The 17969-nt window shown below is 46.7% G+C and carries 17 protein-coding genes; 4 read left to right on the top strand and 13 right to left on the bottom strand.

Going from position 1 to position 17969, the window contains the following annotated elements:
- Positions 1-83 precede the first annotated feature (83 nt).
- The 3 genes from AC5ELV_RS22260 to AC5ELV_RS22250 form a co-directional block, all read right to left on the bottom strand.
- Positions 84-1382 (bottom strand): ABC transporter substrate-binding protein, encoded by a 1299-nt coding sequence (locus tag AC5ELV_RS22260; protein ID WP_493431970.1) that lies wholly within the window; start codon positions 1380-1382, stop codon positions 84-86.
- A gap of 252 nt (positions 1383-1634) precedes the next feature.
- Positions 1635-2192, bottom strand: coding sequence for a GNAT family N-acetyltransferase (locus AC5ELV_RS22255; RefSeq protein WP_493431918.1), 558 nt, complete (start codon positions 2190-2192; stop codon positions 1635-1637).
- A gap of 81 nt (positions 2193-2273) precedes the next feature.
- A complete protein-coding gene (locus tag AC5ELV_RS22250) occupies positions 2274-3311 on the bottom strand; it encodes an iron ABC transporter permease (protein ID WP_493431917.1) in 1038 nt (345 codons plus the stop codon).
- Between the two features lie 138 nt (positions 3312-3449).
- Here AC5ELV_RS22250 and AC5ELV_RS22245 point away from each other — a divergent pair, with 138 nt between their 5' ends.
- Positions 3450-4304 (top strand): hypothetical protein, encoded by an 855-nt coding sequence (locus AC5ELV_RS22245; RefSeq protein ID WP_493431916.1) that lies wholly within the window; start codon positions 3450-3452, stop codon positions 4302-4304.
- The gene (locus AC5ELV_RS22240) at positions 4297-4911 is read left to right on the top strand and encodes a hypothetical protein (protein ID WP_493431915.1); all 615 of its coding nucleotides are present in this window, start codon (positions 4297-4299) and stop codon (positions 4909-4911) included. Before AC5ELV_RS22245 ends, AC5ELV_RS22240 begins: the two co-directional genes overlap by 8 nt.
- A gap of 69 nt (positions 4912-4980) precedes the next feature.
- Here AC5ELV_RS22240 and AC5ELV_RS22235 read toward each other — a convergent pair whose 3' ends face one another.
- The 9 genes from AC5ELV_RS22235 to AC5ELV_RS22195 form a co-directional block, all read right to left on the bottom strand.
- On the bottom strand, positions 4981-5436 hold the full coding sequence (locus tag AC5ELV_RS22235) for a hypothetical protein (protein WP_493431914.1): 456 nt from the start codon (positions 5434-5436) through the stop codon (positions 4981-4983).
- 49 nt (positions 5437-5485) lie between these two features.
- Entirely contained in the window at positions 5486-6469 is a 984-nt protein-coding gene (locus AC5ELV_RS22230) for an ABC transporter ATP-binding protein (RefSeq protein ID WP_493431913.1), read from the bottom strand.
- Positions 6441-7478 (bottom strand): ABC transporter ATP-binding protein, encoded by a 1038-nt coding sequence (locus AC5ELV_RS22225; protein ID WP_493431912.1) that lies wholly within the window; start codon positions 7476-7478, stop codon positions 6441-6443. Before AC5ELV_RS22225 ends, AC5ELV_RS22230 begins: the two co-directional genes overlap by 29 nt.
- 75 nt (positions 7479-7553) lie before the next feature.
- Positions 7554-8399: an ABC transporter permease gene (locus AC5ELV_RS22220; protein WP_493431911.1), complete on the bottom strand. Its 846-nt coding sequence runs from the start codon at positions 8397-8399 to the stop codon at positions 7554-7556.
- A gap of 4 nt (positions 8400-8403) precedes the next feature.
- On the bottom strand, positions 8404-9354 hold the full coding sequence (locus AC5ELV_RS22215; protein WP_023986565.1) for an ABC transporter permease: 951 nt from the start codon (positions 9352-9354) through the stop codon (positions 8404-8406).
- 72 nt (positions 9355-9426) lie between these two features.
- Positions 9427-11046 (bottom strand): ABC transporter substrate-binding protein, encoded by a 1620-nt coding sequence (locus AC5ELV_RS22210; RefSeq protein ID WP_493431910.1) that lies wholly within the window; start codon positions 11044-11046, stop codon positions 9427-9429.
- Between the two features lie 157 nt (positions 11047-11203).
- The gene (locus AC5ELV_RS22205) at positions 11204-11566 is read right to left on the bottom strand and encodes a DUF1304 domain-containing protein (protein ID WP_493431909.1); all 363 of its coding nucleotides are present in this window, start codon (positions 11564-11566) and stop codon (positions 11204-11206) included.
- A 130-nt stretch (positions 11567-11696) separates the two neighbouring features.
- A complete protein-coding gene (locus tag AC5ELV_RS22200; protein ID WP_493431908.1) occupies positions 11697-13208 on the bottom strand; it encodes a methyl-accepting chemotaxis protein in 1512 nt (503 codons plus the stop codon).
- A 258-nt stretch (positions 13209-13466) separates the two neighbouring features.
- Complete coding sequence (locus AC5ELV_RS22195) at positions 13467-14720, bottom strand: cation:dicarboxylate symporter family transporter (RefSeq protein WP_493431907.1); 1254 nt, start codon at positions 14718-14720, stop codon at positions 13467-13469.
- A 212-nt stretch (positions 14721-14932) separates the two neighbouring features.
- Between AC5ELV_RS22195 and AC5ELV_RS22190 the strand changes: the two genes are divergently transcribed.
- Together AC5ELV_RS22190 and AC5ELV_RS22185 are read left to right on the top strand one after the other, a co-directional pair.
- Positions 14933-16237 (top strand): sensor histidine kinase, encoded by a 1305-nt coding sequence (locus AC5ELV_RS22190; RefSeq protein ID WP_493431906.1) that lies wholly within the window; start codon positions 14933-14935, stop codon positions 16235-16237.
- 5 nt (positions 16238-16242) lie between these two features.
- A complete protein-coding gene (locus AC5ELV_RS22185; protein WP_023986559.1) occupies positions 16243-17172 on the top strand; it encodes a response regulator in 930 nt (309 codons plus the stop codon).
- 205 nt (positions 17173-17377) lie between these two features.
- Here AC5ELV_RS22185 and AC5ELV_RS22180 read toward each other — a convergent pair whose 3' ends face one another.
- Positions 17378-17881, bottom strand: coding sequence for a MarR family transcriptional regulator (locus AC5ELV_RS22180; protein ID WP_493431905.1), 504 nt, complete (start codon positions 17879-17881; stop codon positions 17378-17380).
- Between the last annotated feature and the right edge of the window lie 88 nt (positions 17882-17969).

The raw sequence follows: 17969 nt of genomic DNA, 5'->3' as shown, positions 1-17969 counted from the left end.
GCCAATAAAAAGGCAGCCCCACAGCGCTTGATGCTTTTTCTGCACATGGTCACCTTCCTCCCCGGTCACGGGTCATCCTGTGCCTACTTGACCGCCTTGGATATGATCTCATTCAACTTTTCAATGGTTGCCCCAGCATCCTGCTTGCCCAAGAACATCAGGTCGATGTTCTCCGTGATATCCGAGTTTAACCCCGGCACCTGAGCATCATAGGCCAATGCAGATCCATGAGCATGCCCTATGTTACGTCCCTCGGTCAAATAGCTTGAATGCTCAATGGTCGCCTTTTTCATAATGCTCTCATCTGCGGCAGCAAGCGTGCCCATAGCATTCCCACCTTCAACCAGCCGCGCCTCCTGCCCTTTCACAGAGACGTAGAATGCTGCCAGCTTCATGGCCTCTTGCACATGCGGACTATTTTTATTCACAGCTACATAGGCAACCGAAATGGCAACAGGCTCATTTTTGCCGGTATTGGATGGCCAGTAGATATAATCAAAGTCGAGGCTTTTATTTTGACTAAACAAGGGCTCCAGCCATCTTCCCGCCGCCAGCATACCGACTTGATTGGACATGAACATCACGTCAGCCCCTTGCCCTTTGGGAAGTGAACCGAGATATACGGCATTTCCCTTTTTCACCATATCGTACATAAAACCGAAGGCTTCCTTGCCCTTTTCATTGTGGTCCAGCACATATTTGCCTTGTTCATCAAAAATCTGACCGCCATTCGACCACACCCATGAATACCAGTGAGCCCACCAGTTTTCCGCAATATAACCCTGCTTTCCGGCTGCCTTCAGCTTGGATGTAACCTCCTCAAAGGCATCCCAGTTCCACTTGCCTTCGTCATAGTATTCTTGCGGCGTCTTCACGCCTGCTTCCTTAAATACCTTTTTGTTGTAATACATGACCATCGGGTTTGAGTCGAGAGTGACCCCATAGATTTCCCCATCACGCTTTGCCGGTCTCCACAATCTTTCTGGAAAATCCTCAGCCTTCACATCACTCGCATCACTTTTTAAAAACTCACCCAAAGGCTGTACCTGCTTCGCCCCGATCAAACGCGCAATCGTCGGTTCATACGAATAAAACACATCCGGTCCGCGACTTCCCTGAAGCTGTGTCAACAGCTTTTGCTCATATTGGTCTCCCGGTACAGGCACCAGCTTAACCTCGATATTCGGGTTTTCCTTTTCAAATGCATCCAGTGCCCGCTGATACACCTTTACCTCCGCAGGATTACCCCAAGCCTGCATCGTAAGCCGCACTTTTTGTCCGTCTGTGTTCTCTATTTTGGGAGAGGTACTGCATGCCGCTGCAAGTAAAAACAGAACGATGAGGAAAAATCCAATCTTTATCCAGCTCATGTAATCGTCCACTTTAACCGCCTCCTGTAGCTTCACTTGGTTGTATGCCTTCCTATTTTGAAACGCTTACAAAACTTTCCCTATCATCATATGTAGAAGGGGGAGACACGATATTCCCATTTTCATTTTTATATAAATTTTTTCTTTTGGAGGGCTCTGATATGGCAGCGACCAAGAGAAAGTAAAGGGCTAAACAGCAAAAAAAGAAGAATGCAGATCCCACCTGCTTCCTTCTTTCGTATTCCTTCAGTATGATTCAGTTTTCTATGACTTTATTAGCATCTTTTCAAAAGTATTATAGCCGTTCGTTTCGCCTATATAAGTATAGCCGCATTGTTTGTAAAACTCGCTAAGCTTGTCGTTGCCCGCAATACAATCTAGACGGATTCGATCCTTGCCTGCGAAGCGGATGCCTTGCTCAATCCACTGCATGAGCTCACTGCCCAGTCCCTTCCCAGTGTTATCGCGATTCACAACCAAACGATGCAGATATACGGAGGTTCCTCCTTCAGAATCCGTTTCGTCTAATTCCCACAACTTACGGTCCCATGCACTGGGCTGCTGCTGCAAGATCACTGCGCCAGCCAAGCCATGATCCTCTGATGCTCGGAAAATAATCACTTCTCCGCGTGCAATAGCGCCGCCTAGGTTGTGATCATCTTTTCCTTTTAGTAAGCGTCCCCATTGTGTGGAGCCTTTGCTGTGCAGCCATCTGGCCGTCTCTAAAATTAACTCCTGAACCTCAGCCTGATCTTCAGTGCTTGCCTGAAAAGCCATTAATCCTGGTTTGACGGATGATTCGACAATAGTCATTGATGTCATGCTGCACCTCAACTCTGTAATTTTCCTTATGTATAAAATATAGCATAAAAAATGAGCGTCTGATGATCTGGCAAATGTTGTTCAGAATCTACTGCTTTCAAGCAGAGAGCTTCTTTTCCATTCTCTCCACACCATAAAGATCAAAAAGGGTATGCCGATGCAGGCCAGCACTGGGGTTACGGGATACCCAACCGGCTCGTTGATTTTAGCGGAAATGACTTTGGCCAGCATCAACAGACCTCCCCCCCAAAAGACAGAGCCCAAAAGGAGAAGCCTTGGACGGTTTCCTATCATACAACGCATGAAATAAGGCACAATAAGTCCTATATATCCGATGGTACCACATGCCCACACAGTAACGCCGGTCAACACAATCGCGAAGGGAATGTATAACGGACTAAGCTGTTTGGGGAATGCAAAGACAGATACCACAACGAGGATTGTCAGCAATGCAAGCCAAAACGTGAACGATCCTTCTCTTATTCCCCAACCTCCTTGAGAGATTGCCCACTCTTGCTGATATTCTCCATATTCTCCAAGTAACATAATGAATCCGGATGTTGAACGAAGGAAAACATCAATAATGAAACCAATCATAAATAAATGAACTCCCGCAGACCGTCCTCGAATGAAACGGATTTTATTCAATGTAAATACAATGAATCCCCCTAACACCGCTCCTGCAATACAAAGAGCCATACTAACAGAGGAATCTATGTCCATCCCAAGCAAAAGAACAACACATAGACCTACCATTGCCCCAGGCATAAGTCCGGTTAAGGTTGGTGATGCAAATCGATTAGCCGTTCGTAATTGTAAAAGAGTGCCTGAAACAGCCAGACATCCACCAAGCAACAACATATCCAATGCAAATGGCATACGAGTGTGATATACAACGTCCACATGTATGGGATTGGGATTTGAAGAAAACAACACTTCCCATACCTCTGCACAGCTGATAGGAAATATACCTGTGATTAGCGACAGAAACAAACCAAGGATCAATAAAGCAAATCCTGCAACCAAGGTCAAAACAATTCTTAATGGACGTGGTGCGTGCGGTTCAGCGGCAATCGTTCCACCTCCACGTTCACCCACATGTATTTCTTGTTCACTCATTAGATTTAAAAGGTCTCCTTTCCTCTTTTACCATAAAATACGAATATCACTATACTCTTATCGGTCATTTATGGTGAAAAATGTAACCTTTCTAATCATTTCAACCGATGATATCCGTATGAGAAAGATGGAAAGGTTGTGAATGAGGTGCCAAGCCGTAATCCATATCTCCTCAAAAAGATATTTGGCATTAACAAAGAACGTATACTCATCTTCGCGCTGCTGCTGATCCCGGCTATCGCCGCCTTTATTGGAACACGGCCTATGCCTGCACAGTATATTTTGCAAGGAGAAATGCATCCGGTCAAAGATCTTGGCGTTCAGGGAAGCGTGTTTTTTGCGTCTGTTCAAACGGGTATTGCTAACAATCTCCTGGAGCGTTGGAATGTATATTCCAGTGAAAATGTATCCGGGGGTGTGATTAAATTTGAACCCATTGCCCCTGATGAAGTGGACTCTTATTTGAAGGACCTTTCAGAGACGGACACGCTAAAATATTCTGCTATGCAAGCTGTACATGCAGCGACGGAATTAAGTGTAGACAGCGAAACAGGTGGTGATTCAACAACTTTCTCGAATCTTAGCAAATTGGAGGATGCTCGCTATGCGGAGCTATTGACTCATTTGCAGGATCTTGCGGGAAATTCCTTGGGTCTGATGACAGGCATCGGACTGTATGAGGAAGCCAATAACATCGACTTTTCAGATGGCGGACGTCACAAAATTGCAGGCTCTGGCACGATGGAAGAATACGGAGATGTCGGATCGGTCGGTGGGCTGGAGCAAAAGCTGCTGGGAGCCGAGGCGGCAAAGGTTGATCTATTTTTCGTACCGGCAGATTATGAATGGTATGGGGAGGAAGGCAACGAAGCAGAAGCTGCCCGAGTCCAAAAGGAGCATGGACTCAAGCTGCGCATTATCCCCGTAGAAACACTGGAGGATGCTATCGTGTATTTGAAGCAACTAGACTGGGAGGAAGTACATCTTGAATGATTCAGATTCCAAAGCATTCCCATCCAAGACAGCTGGCAGCGTACATCAAGCCTTGCTAGCAGTGGGCACTATGGGCGAATTTCTCATCCTTATTTTTACGTTAGTGTATATTTACGCAAATGATTTTTATTACGATCATCTATACGAGCTAGAACAAAAATTTACAGTTTTTAGCTTTGTTCTGTACTACATGTGTTTTGTAACCTATCTGATCTGGCTAGTTCAAGTACATAAAGCCATCCGACAAAAGCATTCCGATTATCCGATTCGTACCGTGGGAGCCATTGCTCGCATGATTCCTTTTATTAACTTGTGGGGATTCTCCAATACATTCACCCATATTTATAGGTACTTTGCGCTCCACCCCGAATTGGAGCGTAAAGCTCGTTATATTCAAAAGATGATTGTTCCGCTATATTTTGTCTGGTTTGGCGAAGGAATTATTAACCGGATTCTTATCCGACACTTTTCCGATATGGAATCGATGTCCATGTTGTTGGGAGCCATTATGCAAACCACCAGAATGGCCTTCTTTTACTGCATGACACGGATCATTCACAATAGTCTGGTTATGCTGAATAAAAAAGATGAAGAAGGATTGCATTAAAAAACGAGCTGGCCTTCACGGTCAGCTCGTTTCAATTTCTGGTAAAGTATATTACTTCATCCCCAGGATTTAATTCGTCTGTGAAGCAGGCACAATGCGGTATAATCCTGAAGTCTCGCCAGCCGTGGGACGTACTTCCTGGATGAACCATCCTAACGACAGCACCCGCCCCAGCCGATCATACTCAGCCTTCGTCAGTTCGGATGTAACGGCTTCGCCGCCTTCCTCCAGTGAAAGCTCAGGCTCCCGCCCGAACGCAACGGCAATCCACGAACGAATGCCCCGGATCGTATTGTACTTGATCTGGTATCCGTCCGTTACCGCGCTGACAAACACCTCCGGCTCTTTGGTCGCCAGCCCGGTGGCGAGCTCCGCATAATCAAAATCGGATGGTCCGTCCGTTGGCAGCTCATTTTGCTGCACCCGACGGATTAATTCCTCTTGGGACCAGCCTAAAGAGCGTAATGATTCCAGCAAGAGCGCGTCCCATTGGGAAATACGTACTCTTTTCGTCGATTCAGTCATCGTTTTTTGCCTCCTTTGGGGAATGCACCTCGTACAACCGATCTTAACCCTAACGGTTAACCGGGTACGCTACATAATGGCCGGGACTGATTTCTCTCAGCTCGGTTGCACTGCTGTTATCCTTGTCCCATACCAATGAACCATCTGGTTGAGCCAATCCTTTTCCCAGACCATTCCGCTCTCCGACCGCTCTCGGATCAGGCACAGGGATGGAGGATAGCAGCGCCTGCGTGTAGGGGTGAGCGGGCTGCTCATACAACTCATCTGCATCGGCTACTTCTACCAGTCGCCCATGGTACATCACACCGATTCGGTCTGAAATATGCCGAACCATCGACAAGTCATGGGCGATGAACAGATACGTCAGTCCGAACTCCTGCTGGAGATCCTCCAGCGTGTTAATGACCTGCGCCTGGATGGACACATCGAGTGCCGAAATCGGCTCGTCACAGACGATAAACTCGGGATTCACGGATAAAGCACGAGCGATGGAAATCCGCTGGCGCTGCCCGCCGCTGAACTCGTGCGAGTAGCGATACAGATGCTCCCGCTTCAGCCCTACTTTTTCAAGCAAAGCCACTACAGCATCCTTTCGCTCACTCCCCTGATGCAATCTGTGAATATCCATCGGCTCACCGATCAGGTCAAGCACGTTCATACCCGGATTAAGAGAGGAATATGGGTCCTGAAAAATGCTCTGAATGCGCCTACGCAGCGGCTTGAGCTGTTTGTCATTCAGCTTGGAAATATCCTGACCGTCAAAGCGTACCGTACCTTCAGTATAATCGTATAACCGCGTCAGACAGCGTCCAACCGTTGATTTCCCACTACCCGACTCACCGACCAGTCCAAACGTCTCGCCACGCTTGATTTGAAAGCTCACACCATCCACCGCCTTGAGCACCTCAGAGCTACGCCCTAACAAATCTTTTGCGGTCACAAAATGCTTCTTAAGCTGATGTACCTCTACCAAGGGCTGATGCTCGCCCAATCCATTATGTGCTTCACTCACCGTTATTCCCCCCTTCCGCATGGCCCGCTTCGGGCGTCTCGTAGACTCCAGCAGGCCCTGCTTCCGGCTCGTTCAACCAGCAGGCCGCTCGCTGATCCGGGCGCAACTCCACCATCGGCGGCCGCTCCACACAGCGGGCAAACGCATGCGGGCACCGTTCCATGAACGGACAGCCCGATGGCGGGTTCAGCAGGTCCGGCGGCGTGCCCTCAATCGGCACCAGCCGCTCACGGAAGCCGTTCGTGCGCTGGGGCACAGAACGCAGCAGGCCCTGCGTATATGGGTGCCCCGGACGATAGAAGATATCGTCCACGCGTCCCTCCTCCATCACCATGCCGCCGTACATGACGATGACACGGCTGCACACTTGGGCGACGACGCCCAGATCATGGGTGATTAGAGCAATCGACATGTCGGATTGCTGCTTCAAAGACTTGAGCAGTTCCAAGATTTGCGCCTGAATCGTCACGTCCAGCGCTGTAGTCGGCTCATCTGCAATCAGCAGCTCCGGGCTGCACGAGAGCGCCATAGCAATCATCACCCGCTGGCGCATCCCGCCGCTGAATTGATGCGGGTATTGGTTCATTCGGCGCTCCGGCTCGGTAATGCCTACTTGTCGCAGCAGCTCCACAGCTGCTTGCGTAGCCGCTTCCTTGCTCAGTCCTCGATGTCTGCGAATCACCTCGACCAGGTGATAGCCGACCTTTTTGACCGGATTAAGTGAGGTCATCGGGTCCTGAAAGACCATCGCAATCTGGTTTCCGCGTATTTTGCGCCATTGCTTTTCCGTCAGAGCGGTCAGACTTTGCCCCCGATAACGGATATCGCCGTTCAGCCGCTTGCCCGGTGGGGCAATCATCGACATGATCGCTTTCGCCGTAACACTTTTACCGCTCCCGGATTCTCCTACGATTCCTACCGTTTCTCCAGCATCAATATGAAAACTAACCCCTCGAACTGCCTGATTTTCCCCTTCACGAGTGAAAAACGAGACCTCCAGCTGTTCGACGGACAGTAGATGTTCTGTCATTGTGTTTTCGCTCCTTCCTGTCGCTCCTGGAGCCATTTGTAATGGGCCTGTACTATGAATCTATGAAACTATAAATCATCGTTTTACTAATTTGGGTTCAAAGCCTACACGCAGCACATCCCCCAAAACATTAAAGCTCAACACGGTTAGTAAAATAAGCAGACCCGGGAATAATGCCATATATGGGGCCTGTGCTATATATCCTTGGGCATTATTCAGCATACTGCCCCACGTAGCGTTCGGCAGCTGAACACCAAAGCCGAGGAAGCTCAGTGACGATTCCATCATAATCGCTGAAGCGATATTGTTCGTCGCCCCTACGATAATTACCGGAATCAGATTCGGTACAATATGCTTCATAATAATACCAAACGTGCTTTGTCCCGAAGCTTTGGCGTATAGTACATACTCCCGTTCGCGCAACGTCATTGTCTCTGCACGGACCACCCGGGCAATGTTCATCCACATGAGCAGAGCGATAATGACAATGATATTGCCGACACCCGGCTTCAAAAACACACTCAGCAGCAAAATAACCAAGAAAGACGGAATCGACATGATCAGCTCCAAAACCCGCATAAGCAGATTATCGATCCATCCTCCAAAATATCCGCTCACAATACCTACCACTGCACCGATACTGGTCGCAATAATCATGGACGCGAAGCCTACCAGCAATGATACACGTCCACCGTACAGTGCTCTTGTAAAATAGTCCCGCCCATAATCATCCGTCCCAAACCAGTGCGCTACTCCCGGTGGTTGGAGACGCTCCAGCACGTTCAACTTATTCGGGTCCTGCGGCGATAAAAATGCGAAAATCGCCCCCAGCGAGAATACGATCAATAGTATGAGGGCGACGGCGCCCATTTTGCTCGTCATCAGCTCGATCCCGATGTTGCGCCATTTGCTCCGATTCATGAATTCACCTCGTTGATTTAATTCTCGGGTCCGCAATGCTGTACAAGATATCCGCAAGCAGATTACCCAGGATCAGCAGCAAAGCGGAAAATAAAGTAATCCCCATGATGACGGGATAATCCATTCCTTTTACCGCCGTCATGCCCAGCGAGCCAATGCCCGGCCAGGAAAATACCGTCTCCGTCACAATGGCTCCAGCCACCAGGTCCGCAACCGACATTCCGAGCAGCGTAATGATGGGCAGCAGCACATGCTTGAGCACATGTCGAAACAAAACCAGTCTTTTTCCAGACCCGAACGCGTATTGAATCTGCACGTACTCTTCCTTGAGCTGCGTAATTGTGCTGGAACGGATGTACCTCACATACACAGACAGAAAACCGAAGGCCAGTACAAAACATGGTAAAATTCCATGCTTGATCACATCCAGCACCGAGTCCGTACCGATGGTACGCATCCCTGTACTCGGAAGCCAATGCAGATAAATCGCAAACAAATAAATAAGTAAAATACCGAGCCAAAACAGCGGAACAGAAATCCCGATGTACGACATCAGATTAATGAGCTTGTCGATCCAGCGATTCCGATTCGCCGCAGCCGTCAAACCGAGTGGAATGGCAATCAGCACAGCTAGTATGATGGATGCGCCCATTAACCCGGCTGTAGCCGGGAGACGATCGAGAATCTGATCCAGCACAGGCTGGTGATTAATTAGCGAGTAGCCGAGATCACCTGTTAGGCTCTTTTTAAGCCATAATATGTACTGCACATAAGCGGGCTGGTCCAGCCCCAAGCTATGCCTCATTCGTTCAATGTCTTCCAGATGCATATTCGGTGTAACAAAAGAGAGAACCGGATCACCTGGAGCCAGCTTGATCAAGCCGAAGCAGACGATGGACACAAAAAATAGCATCGGTATAACTTGCAGCAACCTTCTGGCGATGAGTTGTCTCATACATTTCCCTTCCCCTTGCTGTTTTCGAAAAAAATAAGCTGGTTAGCCCAGCTTATTTTTGAAAACCCTGTCTTATTTGTGATAAATTTTGGACAAATCCTCGAAAATCACGACCGGCTTCAACACAGCTTGATCAATACCGCCATACTGCTTGTCGAAAGCTACAATAGTCTTGGTGTAAGCAATCGGGTAGATGACAGCATCCTCAGCCAGCAGTTCCTGTACCTTTTTATAAATTTCTCCACGTTTAGTCGTATCCGACTCACCCGCGCCCTCTTCCAGCAGCTTATCCACTTCTTTATTTGAATAATGCGAATAGTTGGAGGACGATCCGGTGCTATACAAAATACGATACGCGTCAGGGTCATACCCCATGATATAGCCGCTGATCGCCAAATCGAAGTCCTTGGCATTCGTATCGACAAACTTTTGCGACCATGCCGAGGAATCCATGCTGTTCACGTCCAGCTGAACGCCTATGTCCTTGAACTTCTGCTGGATATAGAGTGCTTGCGCTTCCTGTACCTTGTTGCCGCCCGGAATGATGATGCGCAGCTTCAGTCCTTCAGCGCCAGCTGATTTCAGCAGCTCTTTTGCCTTGTTCACATCATTATTAAAAAATGCAACGTCGTTCGTGTGATACAGTACGTCCTGTGTCAAAGCAGATTTCGCAGTGTCTGCATAATCCTTGGAGCCATAGGATACCTGAATCAATTCATCCTGATTCAGTGCATAAGAAAGCGCCTGACGTACTTCTTTTTTGTTCAACTGCTTCGTATCACTGTTTTCATTAAACATCAGGTAAGCCAAGCGACCTTCGCTGTAAGGGAAAATGTCAAACTTATCTGTTGCTTTAATGGTCTCCACATTTTGTGGATCGAGATAGTTTACATTGATCTCACCATTTTGAAGGGCCAAATTCGCAGCATTTGAATCTTTAACAATCCGGTATGTTACTGAATCCAGATGCGGCTTTCCGCCAACATAGTTATCGAACCGTTCGAGTGTAACGTACTCACCGGTTTTGTATTCTTTAAACTTGAAAGGACCTGATCCAATTGGAGAGTTGTTTTTCGTGCTTTTCTCAATATCCGCTTCATTCTCGAAAATGTGCTTCGGAATCGGGGATACCTGTACCAGTGCCGCCTCAAAAGCAGGAGCTGGCTGAGGAAGCTTGAAATCCACCGTGGTATCATCAACCTTGCTCGCCTGAACCGGTTTGCCATTAACCATAAAATTACTTCTCAAAAAGCTGTGCTGCTTCTCGTCTAAAATTTTGTTAATGGTAAAAACAACATCGTCAGCTGTCAGCTTCTCGCCATCATGCCAAGTCAGATTTTTCTTCAGTTTTAGTGTATACGTCAGCTTGTCTGCTGAAGGGGTCAGACTGTCCGCCAAATAAAATGTCTTTTTGCCATTGTTCACCTGAAACAATGGTGCGAATATCGCCTGGTCTATCGTCAGACTTACCCGATCACCCGCATAGTTCGGATTCAGCACCACCGGATCAGCTTGTACGCCAATGATCAGGCTGCCACCATCTTTAGGCTGTCCGTTATCAGCTGTTGTGGTAGCTGTGCCGGGCGTATTCCCATTCGTCTCAGACGTAGATCCAGAATTCCCGCCGGAGCATGCACTTACAACCAACATCAATACAATGAATACCAATACACCAGTCAAATTACGACGCATCGCTCTAGCCCCCGTGTCCTCTTAGTATGTAATGAATTTATTATAAATCGGAATAGTCGGATTTACAATCGGTCAAAAACTGTTTATTCCCCTTGTCATTAGCATTCCAGACATTATGTGATCGAATCTAGAAAAAAGACACCCGGTAAGGGTGTCCTCAGAGTACCCACAAACTGATCAGTGCCAGAATGGCAGGCAGGCCTTGCTTTAATAAAATAGACTTATTGGCAGTTAATGCACCATACACCGCAGCCACTACCACACAAATGACAAAGAATAGTTGGATTTGTCGCCCGATCACATTATCCGGATAGAACAAACCCCACACTAATCCGGCTGCCAAAAATCCGTTGTACAGCCCCTGATTTGCAGCCAAGGATTTGCTTGCTTCCGCCAGCTCCTTCGAAGTACCGAACGTACGCATCGCCCGCGGAGTCGTCCACAGAAACATTTCCAATATTAGAATGTACACATGCTCCAGAGCTACAATTCCGACCAATATTGAACTAAGTAAGCTCAAGTATATTCCTCTTTTCCACATAAAGTTACTATGAGGTGATTTTTATATCTATCCTCGAAAAGTATAGTTCATCTTCCAAAAACAGTAAAGAGACCGAACCTAAGGCCCGGCCTCATTTCTACATGAAGCCTTACATTGTTCTCGCAAAATCCAACAAAGCTTTGGACATGCTGTTGATCTCGTCCGTAGATGCATTCACTTGCTGCGTTAGCGCGGCTTGTGTCTGTGTCAGCGTAGACATATTACCGATATTGTGCAGAATACGCTCGATGAGTGTCTTCATTTCGTCCAGACTGGTCTCAATATTTCCGGTCGCATCAGCACTGTGAATAGCGAGTTTTCTCACTTCATCTGCGACTACCGCAAAACCCCGCCCCTGCTCGCCCGCACGCGATGCCTCAATGGCAGCATTCAGACCCAGCAGATTCGTTTGATTCGCAATCTCTTTAATGAAGTTGGAAATGTTTTGTGTCTCTTCTGCACTGACTTTGGCTTGATTCGCTGCCTCTGTCGATTGCTCCTGAGCCGTAGCCAGCTCCTGCGCCTGGTTACTAACCGAGTTAACACCGTTCACCATTTCCGTAATGGAATCGGAGAGATGCTGGATTTTGAGCGTGAGTTCATCCGCAACAGCCTGCTTCTCCTTTTCCACAGTTATATCACGGATTGTCCCGGCAATACGAATAGGTACTCCCTTACTATCGCGTATGCTTCTTCCACTATTTTGATACCAGCGATATTCACCATTTTTACTTTGCAAGCGACACTCCATATCATATGGCGTACGATCTGAATAATCATTTAAATGATCAACTACAGCCTTAAACGCATGCTCGGCATCGTCAGGATGTATACGCGAGCTCCAACTGCTCAGTACACTTGGGAAGTCCTGCTCATTCGTGAAACCCAAAGTGTGGCGGAATTGCTGGGACCACCAAAATATATTATCTGGGTTTTCAATGTCTCCATCAGCCAGAATGACGTCATATGGAGCCTCCACCAAAACACGATTAATGAGATCGTATCTTGTAACCAATGCCTGAAGCTCCTCGGACTTAATCTTCTGATCATGCACATCCAACAGAGCGCCTGCAATCCGAAGCGGCACTCCCTGCTGGTCGCGGATCGTTGTTCCGGTAGCCCGGAACCAGCGGTATTCCCCATGCTTCAGCTTCAAACGATATTGTACGTCATAAGGCGTTTTTCCCGTATAGTCCAGTAAATGATTGGACAAATCCGCCAACGCTGAGTCATGATCTTCGGGATGCAGTCGGGATGACCAACTGTCCAATACATTGGGGAATTCCTTTTCGTTCTGATACCCCAGCATAGAACGGAATTCTTCTGACCATGTGAACGTATTACTTGGATTGACGGGATCACCCGCAATCACCTCCATGTCCCATAAGCCAATCTCTATCGCCTTGGTGACAAGCTTCAAACGGATGTCGACGTGCCGAGCCTCATTTTTCATGGACTCGATCGTTTGATTTACATTGTTTGCGATTTCTTGAACCTCGGAAGATGCTGAGGAAATCTGTATTGAAGCAGAATAATCCTTTTGCTGTATTCTTTGTGAGAGTTTGCGGCTTTCTTCTACTAAAGGAGCAAGTGAGTGGGTCTCATTTTTCTTAAAAAACATATATGATCTTCCCTTCTAAGCCCAATATATAAAATGATATAGTTTAATATCGGAATTTTATTAAGAATCATTATAAATAAATCTATAATTATGTAGGTAATAAGAATCATTTTTATGTCCATATACCTATATATTCATACAATAAACATCGAAAAATGTCGAAAAAGGAAGGATTCTAACAAGTCTGGAAACAGAAAGAACACCTTTGCATTACTGCGCAAAAGTGCTCTTTCTGTCAACTATTTAGTTCGTTATATCTTATTTAATTGAAGCAACGTATTCCTCGCCTTTTTCTTTATCATATTGGCCTTCCCATTTGGACATGACCACGGCGGCAAGCGAGTTACCTAATACATTAACTACCGTACGCGCCATATCCAGAATGCGATCAATACCAGCGATAAAAGCTAAACCCTCCAGCGGGAGGTTCACTGCTCCAAGTGTAGCGAGCAATACGACAAAGGAAGCACCCGGCACCCCTGCAATACCTTTGGAGGAAATAATCAAAACTAGCACCAGCGTGATTTGTGTCGTGATTGGCAGGTCAATGCCATACATTTGGGCAATGAAAATTGCAGCCAGTGCCTGATACAGAGTGGAACCGTCCAGATTAAAAGAATACCCAATCGGAATGACAAAGGACGTAATTCCTTTAGGACATCCGAACTTCTCCATCTTCTCCATGATCTTAGGCAGAACACTTTCCGAACTGGCTGTCGAATATGCAAGCAACAGCTCACTTTTCAAAATTTTAACCATAGTCCAGAGACGGGTACCGCAAAGCTTGGCGATAATTCCAAAAACAATCACAATGAACAGCACCATAGAGCCGTACACTGACAAAACAAGCTTCAATAACGGCCATAACGAGGCCAACCCAAACTTGGCCACTGTCGTTCCAATCAGGGCAAATACTCCGAACGGAGCCAGGCGCATGACCTGATTGGTTACCCAGAACATGGCATCGGCTACGCCTTCAAAGAAATTCAGCACAGGCTTGCCTTTGTCACCAATCGCCGCTACCCCTAGTCCAAACAGTACGGAGAAGAATATAATAGCCAGCATATCTCCCTCGCCCAGAGCTTGAATAACATTGGTAGGAACAATATGCACAATCGTATCTATAAAGCTATGGCCTGACTTCTCTGCAGTCTCCACATAGGAATGGATATCACTCTTCGCCAGGTGGGACATGTCCACGCCGTCACCAGGTCGAACCAGATTGGCAACAAGTAGTCCGAAAAGGATGGCGATTGTCGTTACAATCTCAAAGTACAGAATAGACTTCCCGCCTAGTTTACCTAGTTTTTTCATATCGCCCACGCCGGCAACGCCGATAATGAGCGTTGAGATCACAATAGGCACGACAATCATCTTGATCAAGCGGATGAAAATATCGCCGATTGGCTTTAAGTAGACTTCCACCCCTGAATTGCCGTAAAATAAGGCACCAATAATAATACCTAAAGCCAGACCGATAAAGATTTGCATCGTCAAATTAATCTTTTTCACTTCGTGTCCCCCCCTGGCTGATTTGTATATTTTTGCAGTATGCTGTTCTTAATATTCAAATGATGTTATTTATACTACAATCTGATCTATAAAAACCGACAATTATCTACAGCTGCATTTATTTTTTTCTATAAATTCACAAACTTTAACGGCGAGCCTGTGAATTTAGCTCACATTGCCTTTCTGACTGAATACCCAGGAGGTGAATATGGATGAAGTTGAATACGCTCCTTTTCCTGCTCATGCTTGTATTTGTACCGCTCGCAGGTGAGCTGAATATTCACCCGTTCGCTAATACATTCCGTCTCAGCTTTGGTACGCCTGTATTTTTTTTCTTTCTGTTATCTATTCGTCATATTCCGCCTGCATTATCGGGAGTGCTTACAGGGATAGCGGTAGTCGCCTTTCGCATCTTACTCAATCATTACACTCAGCCCGGCTCTTCCTTTGAAGAGTTGCTGATCCTGCATGGCCCTACCTTTTTTTATTACATGGTCTACGGTCTGCTCTTCCAGCTCCTTAACATTAATGCTGAGCCTTACCGCGCACTCCGTGTGGGCATCCTCTCTGTAGGGATTGAGGTTGCCGCAAGTGTGTCGGAACTTAGCGTCCGGTGGAGCATTGATGGAGACTTCTGGGACATCATTAAGATCAGCAAAGTAGCTTTCATGGCTATGATCCGCAGCTTCTTCGTGCTTGGGTTTTATAATATGATTCGGTTAAATCAATCGATCCAGCATGAAGAGGCACAAAGGCAGCAGACGGAGCGAATTTTACTCCTTGTATCGGACTTGTATGAGGAGTCGGTCCAGTTAGGCAAAACGCTATCACATGCAGAACAAATCACTCGTGAAAGCTACGAGCTGTACCGTGAGCTGCAACAGGATGAATCTTTGAGGGACCGAGATCATTACGCCAGACAGGCACTTCGTATTTCCGGACAGGTTCACGAGATTAAAAAAGACAGCCAGCGGATTTTTGCTGGTTTGTCCAAGCTGATTGATGCCGAAAGCGGAGTGCATTACATGGCTTCTCAAGAACTTGGGGAGCTAATCATCCGAACGAACAGCAAGTACGCCCAATCACTGGACAAGTCTATTCGTTTTACCCTAGATGTCGATCCTTTGTTGCCCAAGCTACATGTTTATACCGTTTTGACACTTATTAATAACCTGACAGCCAATGCGGTTGAAGCAATGAGGGACGACGGAAGGATTGACGTTTCTATTCGCTGTCTTCCGGGAAAAGAGGATATAGCTTCCTTTAGTGTTACCGACAACGGTCCGGGTATTCCTCAGCGGAAACGGGAAATGGTCTTCACACCAGGGTATACGACCAAGTATGATGAGGAAGGACAGCCGTCGACCGGTATGGGATTGTTTTATGTGCGTGAGGTCGCGGAGAGCCTTGAAGGAACGATTGAACTGCAACAGGATGGAGAAGAGAATACAGATAGATTACAGACTACTTTTAGAATTACATTGCCTTTACGGAAACTGACGGAGAAAGGAAGATAGCCCGGATGCGTTTTTATATTGTGGATGACGATCAGGGAATTCGTTCTATGCTGGCAGACATTATTGAAGACGAAGGTCTAGGGGAAGTCATTGGGGAAGCAGAGGATGGTACCTACGTGAATAGCGGCCTTCTGGAGTTGAACCGGATTGATGTATTGCTAATTGACTTGCTAATGCCGCTTCGTGACGGCATTCAGACCGTGCGTGCACTTGGCGATCAATTCAGCGGCAAAATCATTATGATTTCTCGCATCGAATCCAAAAACATGATCGGCGAGGCGTACTCGCTCGGCATTGAATATTATGTGGCCAAGCCTTTGAATCGACTGGAGATTATTGCAGTTATTCATAAGGTGGCTGAGCGTCTGCGCATGCAGCAGTCGATTACGGATATCCAGCGGACGCTCCAAGGGTTGTCGATGTTCACATCGAATAATCCAACGGCAACGATTGAACCGACCCGAAACATCGTAACTTCCGGGCAGTTTCTGCTTTCCGAAATGGGAATGATCGGCGAAGCCGGGAGTATGGATTTACTGGACATGTTGGAATTTCTGGACCAGTATGAAGAGGAAACAGGCAATCTATCTCCCTATCTATTCCCGCCGTTGAAGGATATATTTGCTAATGTAGCGTCCAAACGCTTAGGGGCTTCAGCCTCAGCAGTAGAGCTGAGTAAGGAAATCAAAGCATCGGAGCAGCGTGTCCGCCGCGCTATTTTCCAGACGCTAAGCCATATAGTATCGCTCGGGTTGACTGACTATACCCATCCTAAATTTGAAAATTATGCATCCAAATTTTTTGACTTTACAGAAATTCGCAAAAAAATGCTGGAGCTGCAAAACAATGTGGAGCCTTCACTGTCCCAAGCCCGCATTAATACGAAAAAGTTCGTACAGGTGCTTTATATGGAAGCAAAACGGTTATTACATTAAGCATTTTGCATAAATCCCAAGAGTATTCACAAATCAGCAATATATAGATCGGAACGGGTTAGTCCGTCTATATATTGTACCTTCGAGCGTTGGGAATCGAATTATGCAAAAATGCTGACATTAAAAGAAAAAGCACCTGCATATCCCCATGTATCTATTACTTGGAGATAAAACAGGTGCCCATCGTTGTTGATTAGATATCCCATTAGTCCAGACTCTTATCCTGCCACTCCATAGCTTCCAAGAGATCTACACCATCGGACAGCAGACGTTTCAAGACATTCAGTTCTTCCGAGCTGTAACGATTTAAAAATTGAAATAACTGCTGCTGTACCTTAACATGCAGCCGCTCATGTACAAGAAAGAGTTTTTTCCCCAACGGGGTTAACCGAAAATAAATTTCTTTCTTGTTGTCGTTAAGCTGGGTTCTGCGAATCCAGCCTTCCTTGAGCAGCTTGGTGCTGACTTTCGAAACGGTACCCTTGCTCAGCTCAATTCGATCCGCTAATGTCGTAACATTAATCGGCTCATGCTTCCCAATACAGTCAATGACGTGCACATCCGTCATATTGAGCGAAGTCATTCCATCAAAATGCTCGCGGATTTCTTCGAGAAAGGTCATGCTCTCTCTCTGCTGATGCTGCTCCCACTGATGATTCATCTTAATAAGCAAATCATAGACATGCTGAACCGATGTCGCCTTTTCCATACGAACAAGTAGTCACTCCTTTGGCATACTCCTCCTTTCATTATAGCCCACATTTGTTTCACAAGAAACAATATGGTCATGTTATGAA

This window comes from Paenibacillus sp. NMA1017 (genome assembly GCF_058895805.1).
Note: the sequence above shows the minus strand (reverse complement) of the source record. Positions and strands in the feature narration are given on the sequence as shown.

Bases quoted from the DNA above. Each gene is read 5' to 3' on its own strand.
- AC5ELV_RS22250 (WP_493431917.1), bottom strand. From the start codon at position 3,311: ATGAGTGAACAAGAAATACATGTGGGTGAACGTGGAGGTGGAACGATT.
- AC5ELV_RS22210 (WP_493431910.1), bottom strand. From the start codon at position 11,046: ATGCGTCGTAATTTGACTGGTGTATTGGTATTCATTGTATTGATGTTG.
- AC5ELV_RS22220 (WP_493431911.1), bottom strand. From the start codon at position 8,399: ATGAATCGGAGCAAATGGCGCAACATCGGGATCGAGCTGATGACGAGC.
- AC5ELV_RS22180 (WP_493431905.1), bottom strand. From the start codon at position 17,881: ATGGAAAAGGCGACATCGGTTCAGCATGTCTATGATTTGCTTATTAAG.
- AC5ELV_RS22230 (WP_493431913.1), bottom strand. From the start codon at position 6,469: ATGCGGAAGGGGGGAATAACGGTGAGTGAAGCACATAATGGATTGGGC.
- AC5ELV_RS22200 (WP_493431908.1), bottom strand. From the start codon at position 13,208: ATGTTTTTTAAGAAAAATGAGACCCACTCACTTGCTCCTTTAGTAGAA.
- AC5ELV_RS22190 (WP_493431906.1), top strand. From the start codon at position 14,933: ATGAAGTTGAATACGCTCCTTTTCCTGCTCATGCTTGTATTTGTACCG.
- AC5ELV_RS22215 (WP_023986565.1), bottom strand. From the start codon at position 9,354: ATGAGACAACTCATCGCCAGAAGGTTGCTGCAAGTTATACCGATGCTA.
- AC5ELV_RS22225 (WP_493431912.1), bottom strand. From the start codon at position 7,478: ATGACAGAACATCTACTGTCCGTCGAACAGCTGGAGGTCTCGTTTTTC.
- AC5ELV_RS22185 (WP_023986559.1), top strand. From the start codon at position 16,243: ATGCGTTTTTATATTGTGGATGACGATCAGGGAATTCGTTCTATGCTG.
- AC5ELV_RS22255 (WP_493431918.1), bottom strand. From the start codon at position 2,192: ATGACATCAATGACTATTGTCGAATCATCCGTCAAACCAGGATTAATG.
- AC5ELV_RS22235 (WP_493431914.1), bottom strand. From the start codon at position 5,436: ATGACTGAATCGACGAAAAGAGTACGTATTTCCCAATGGGACGCGCTC.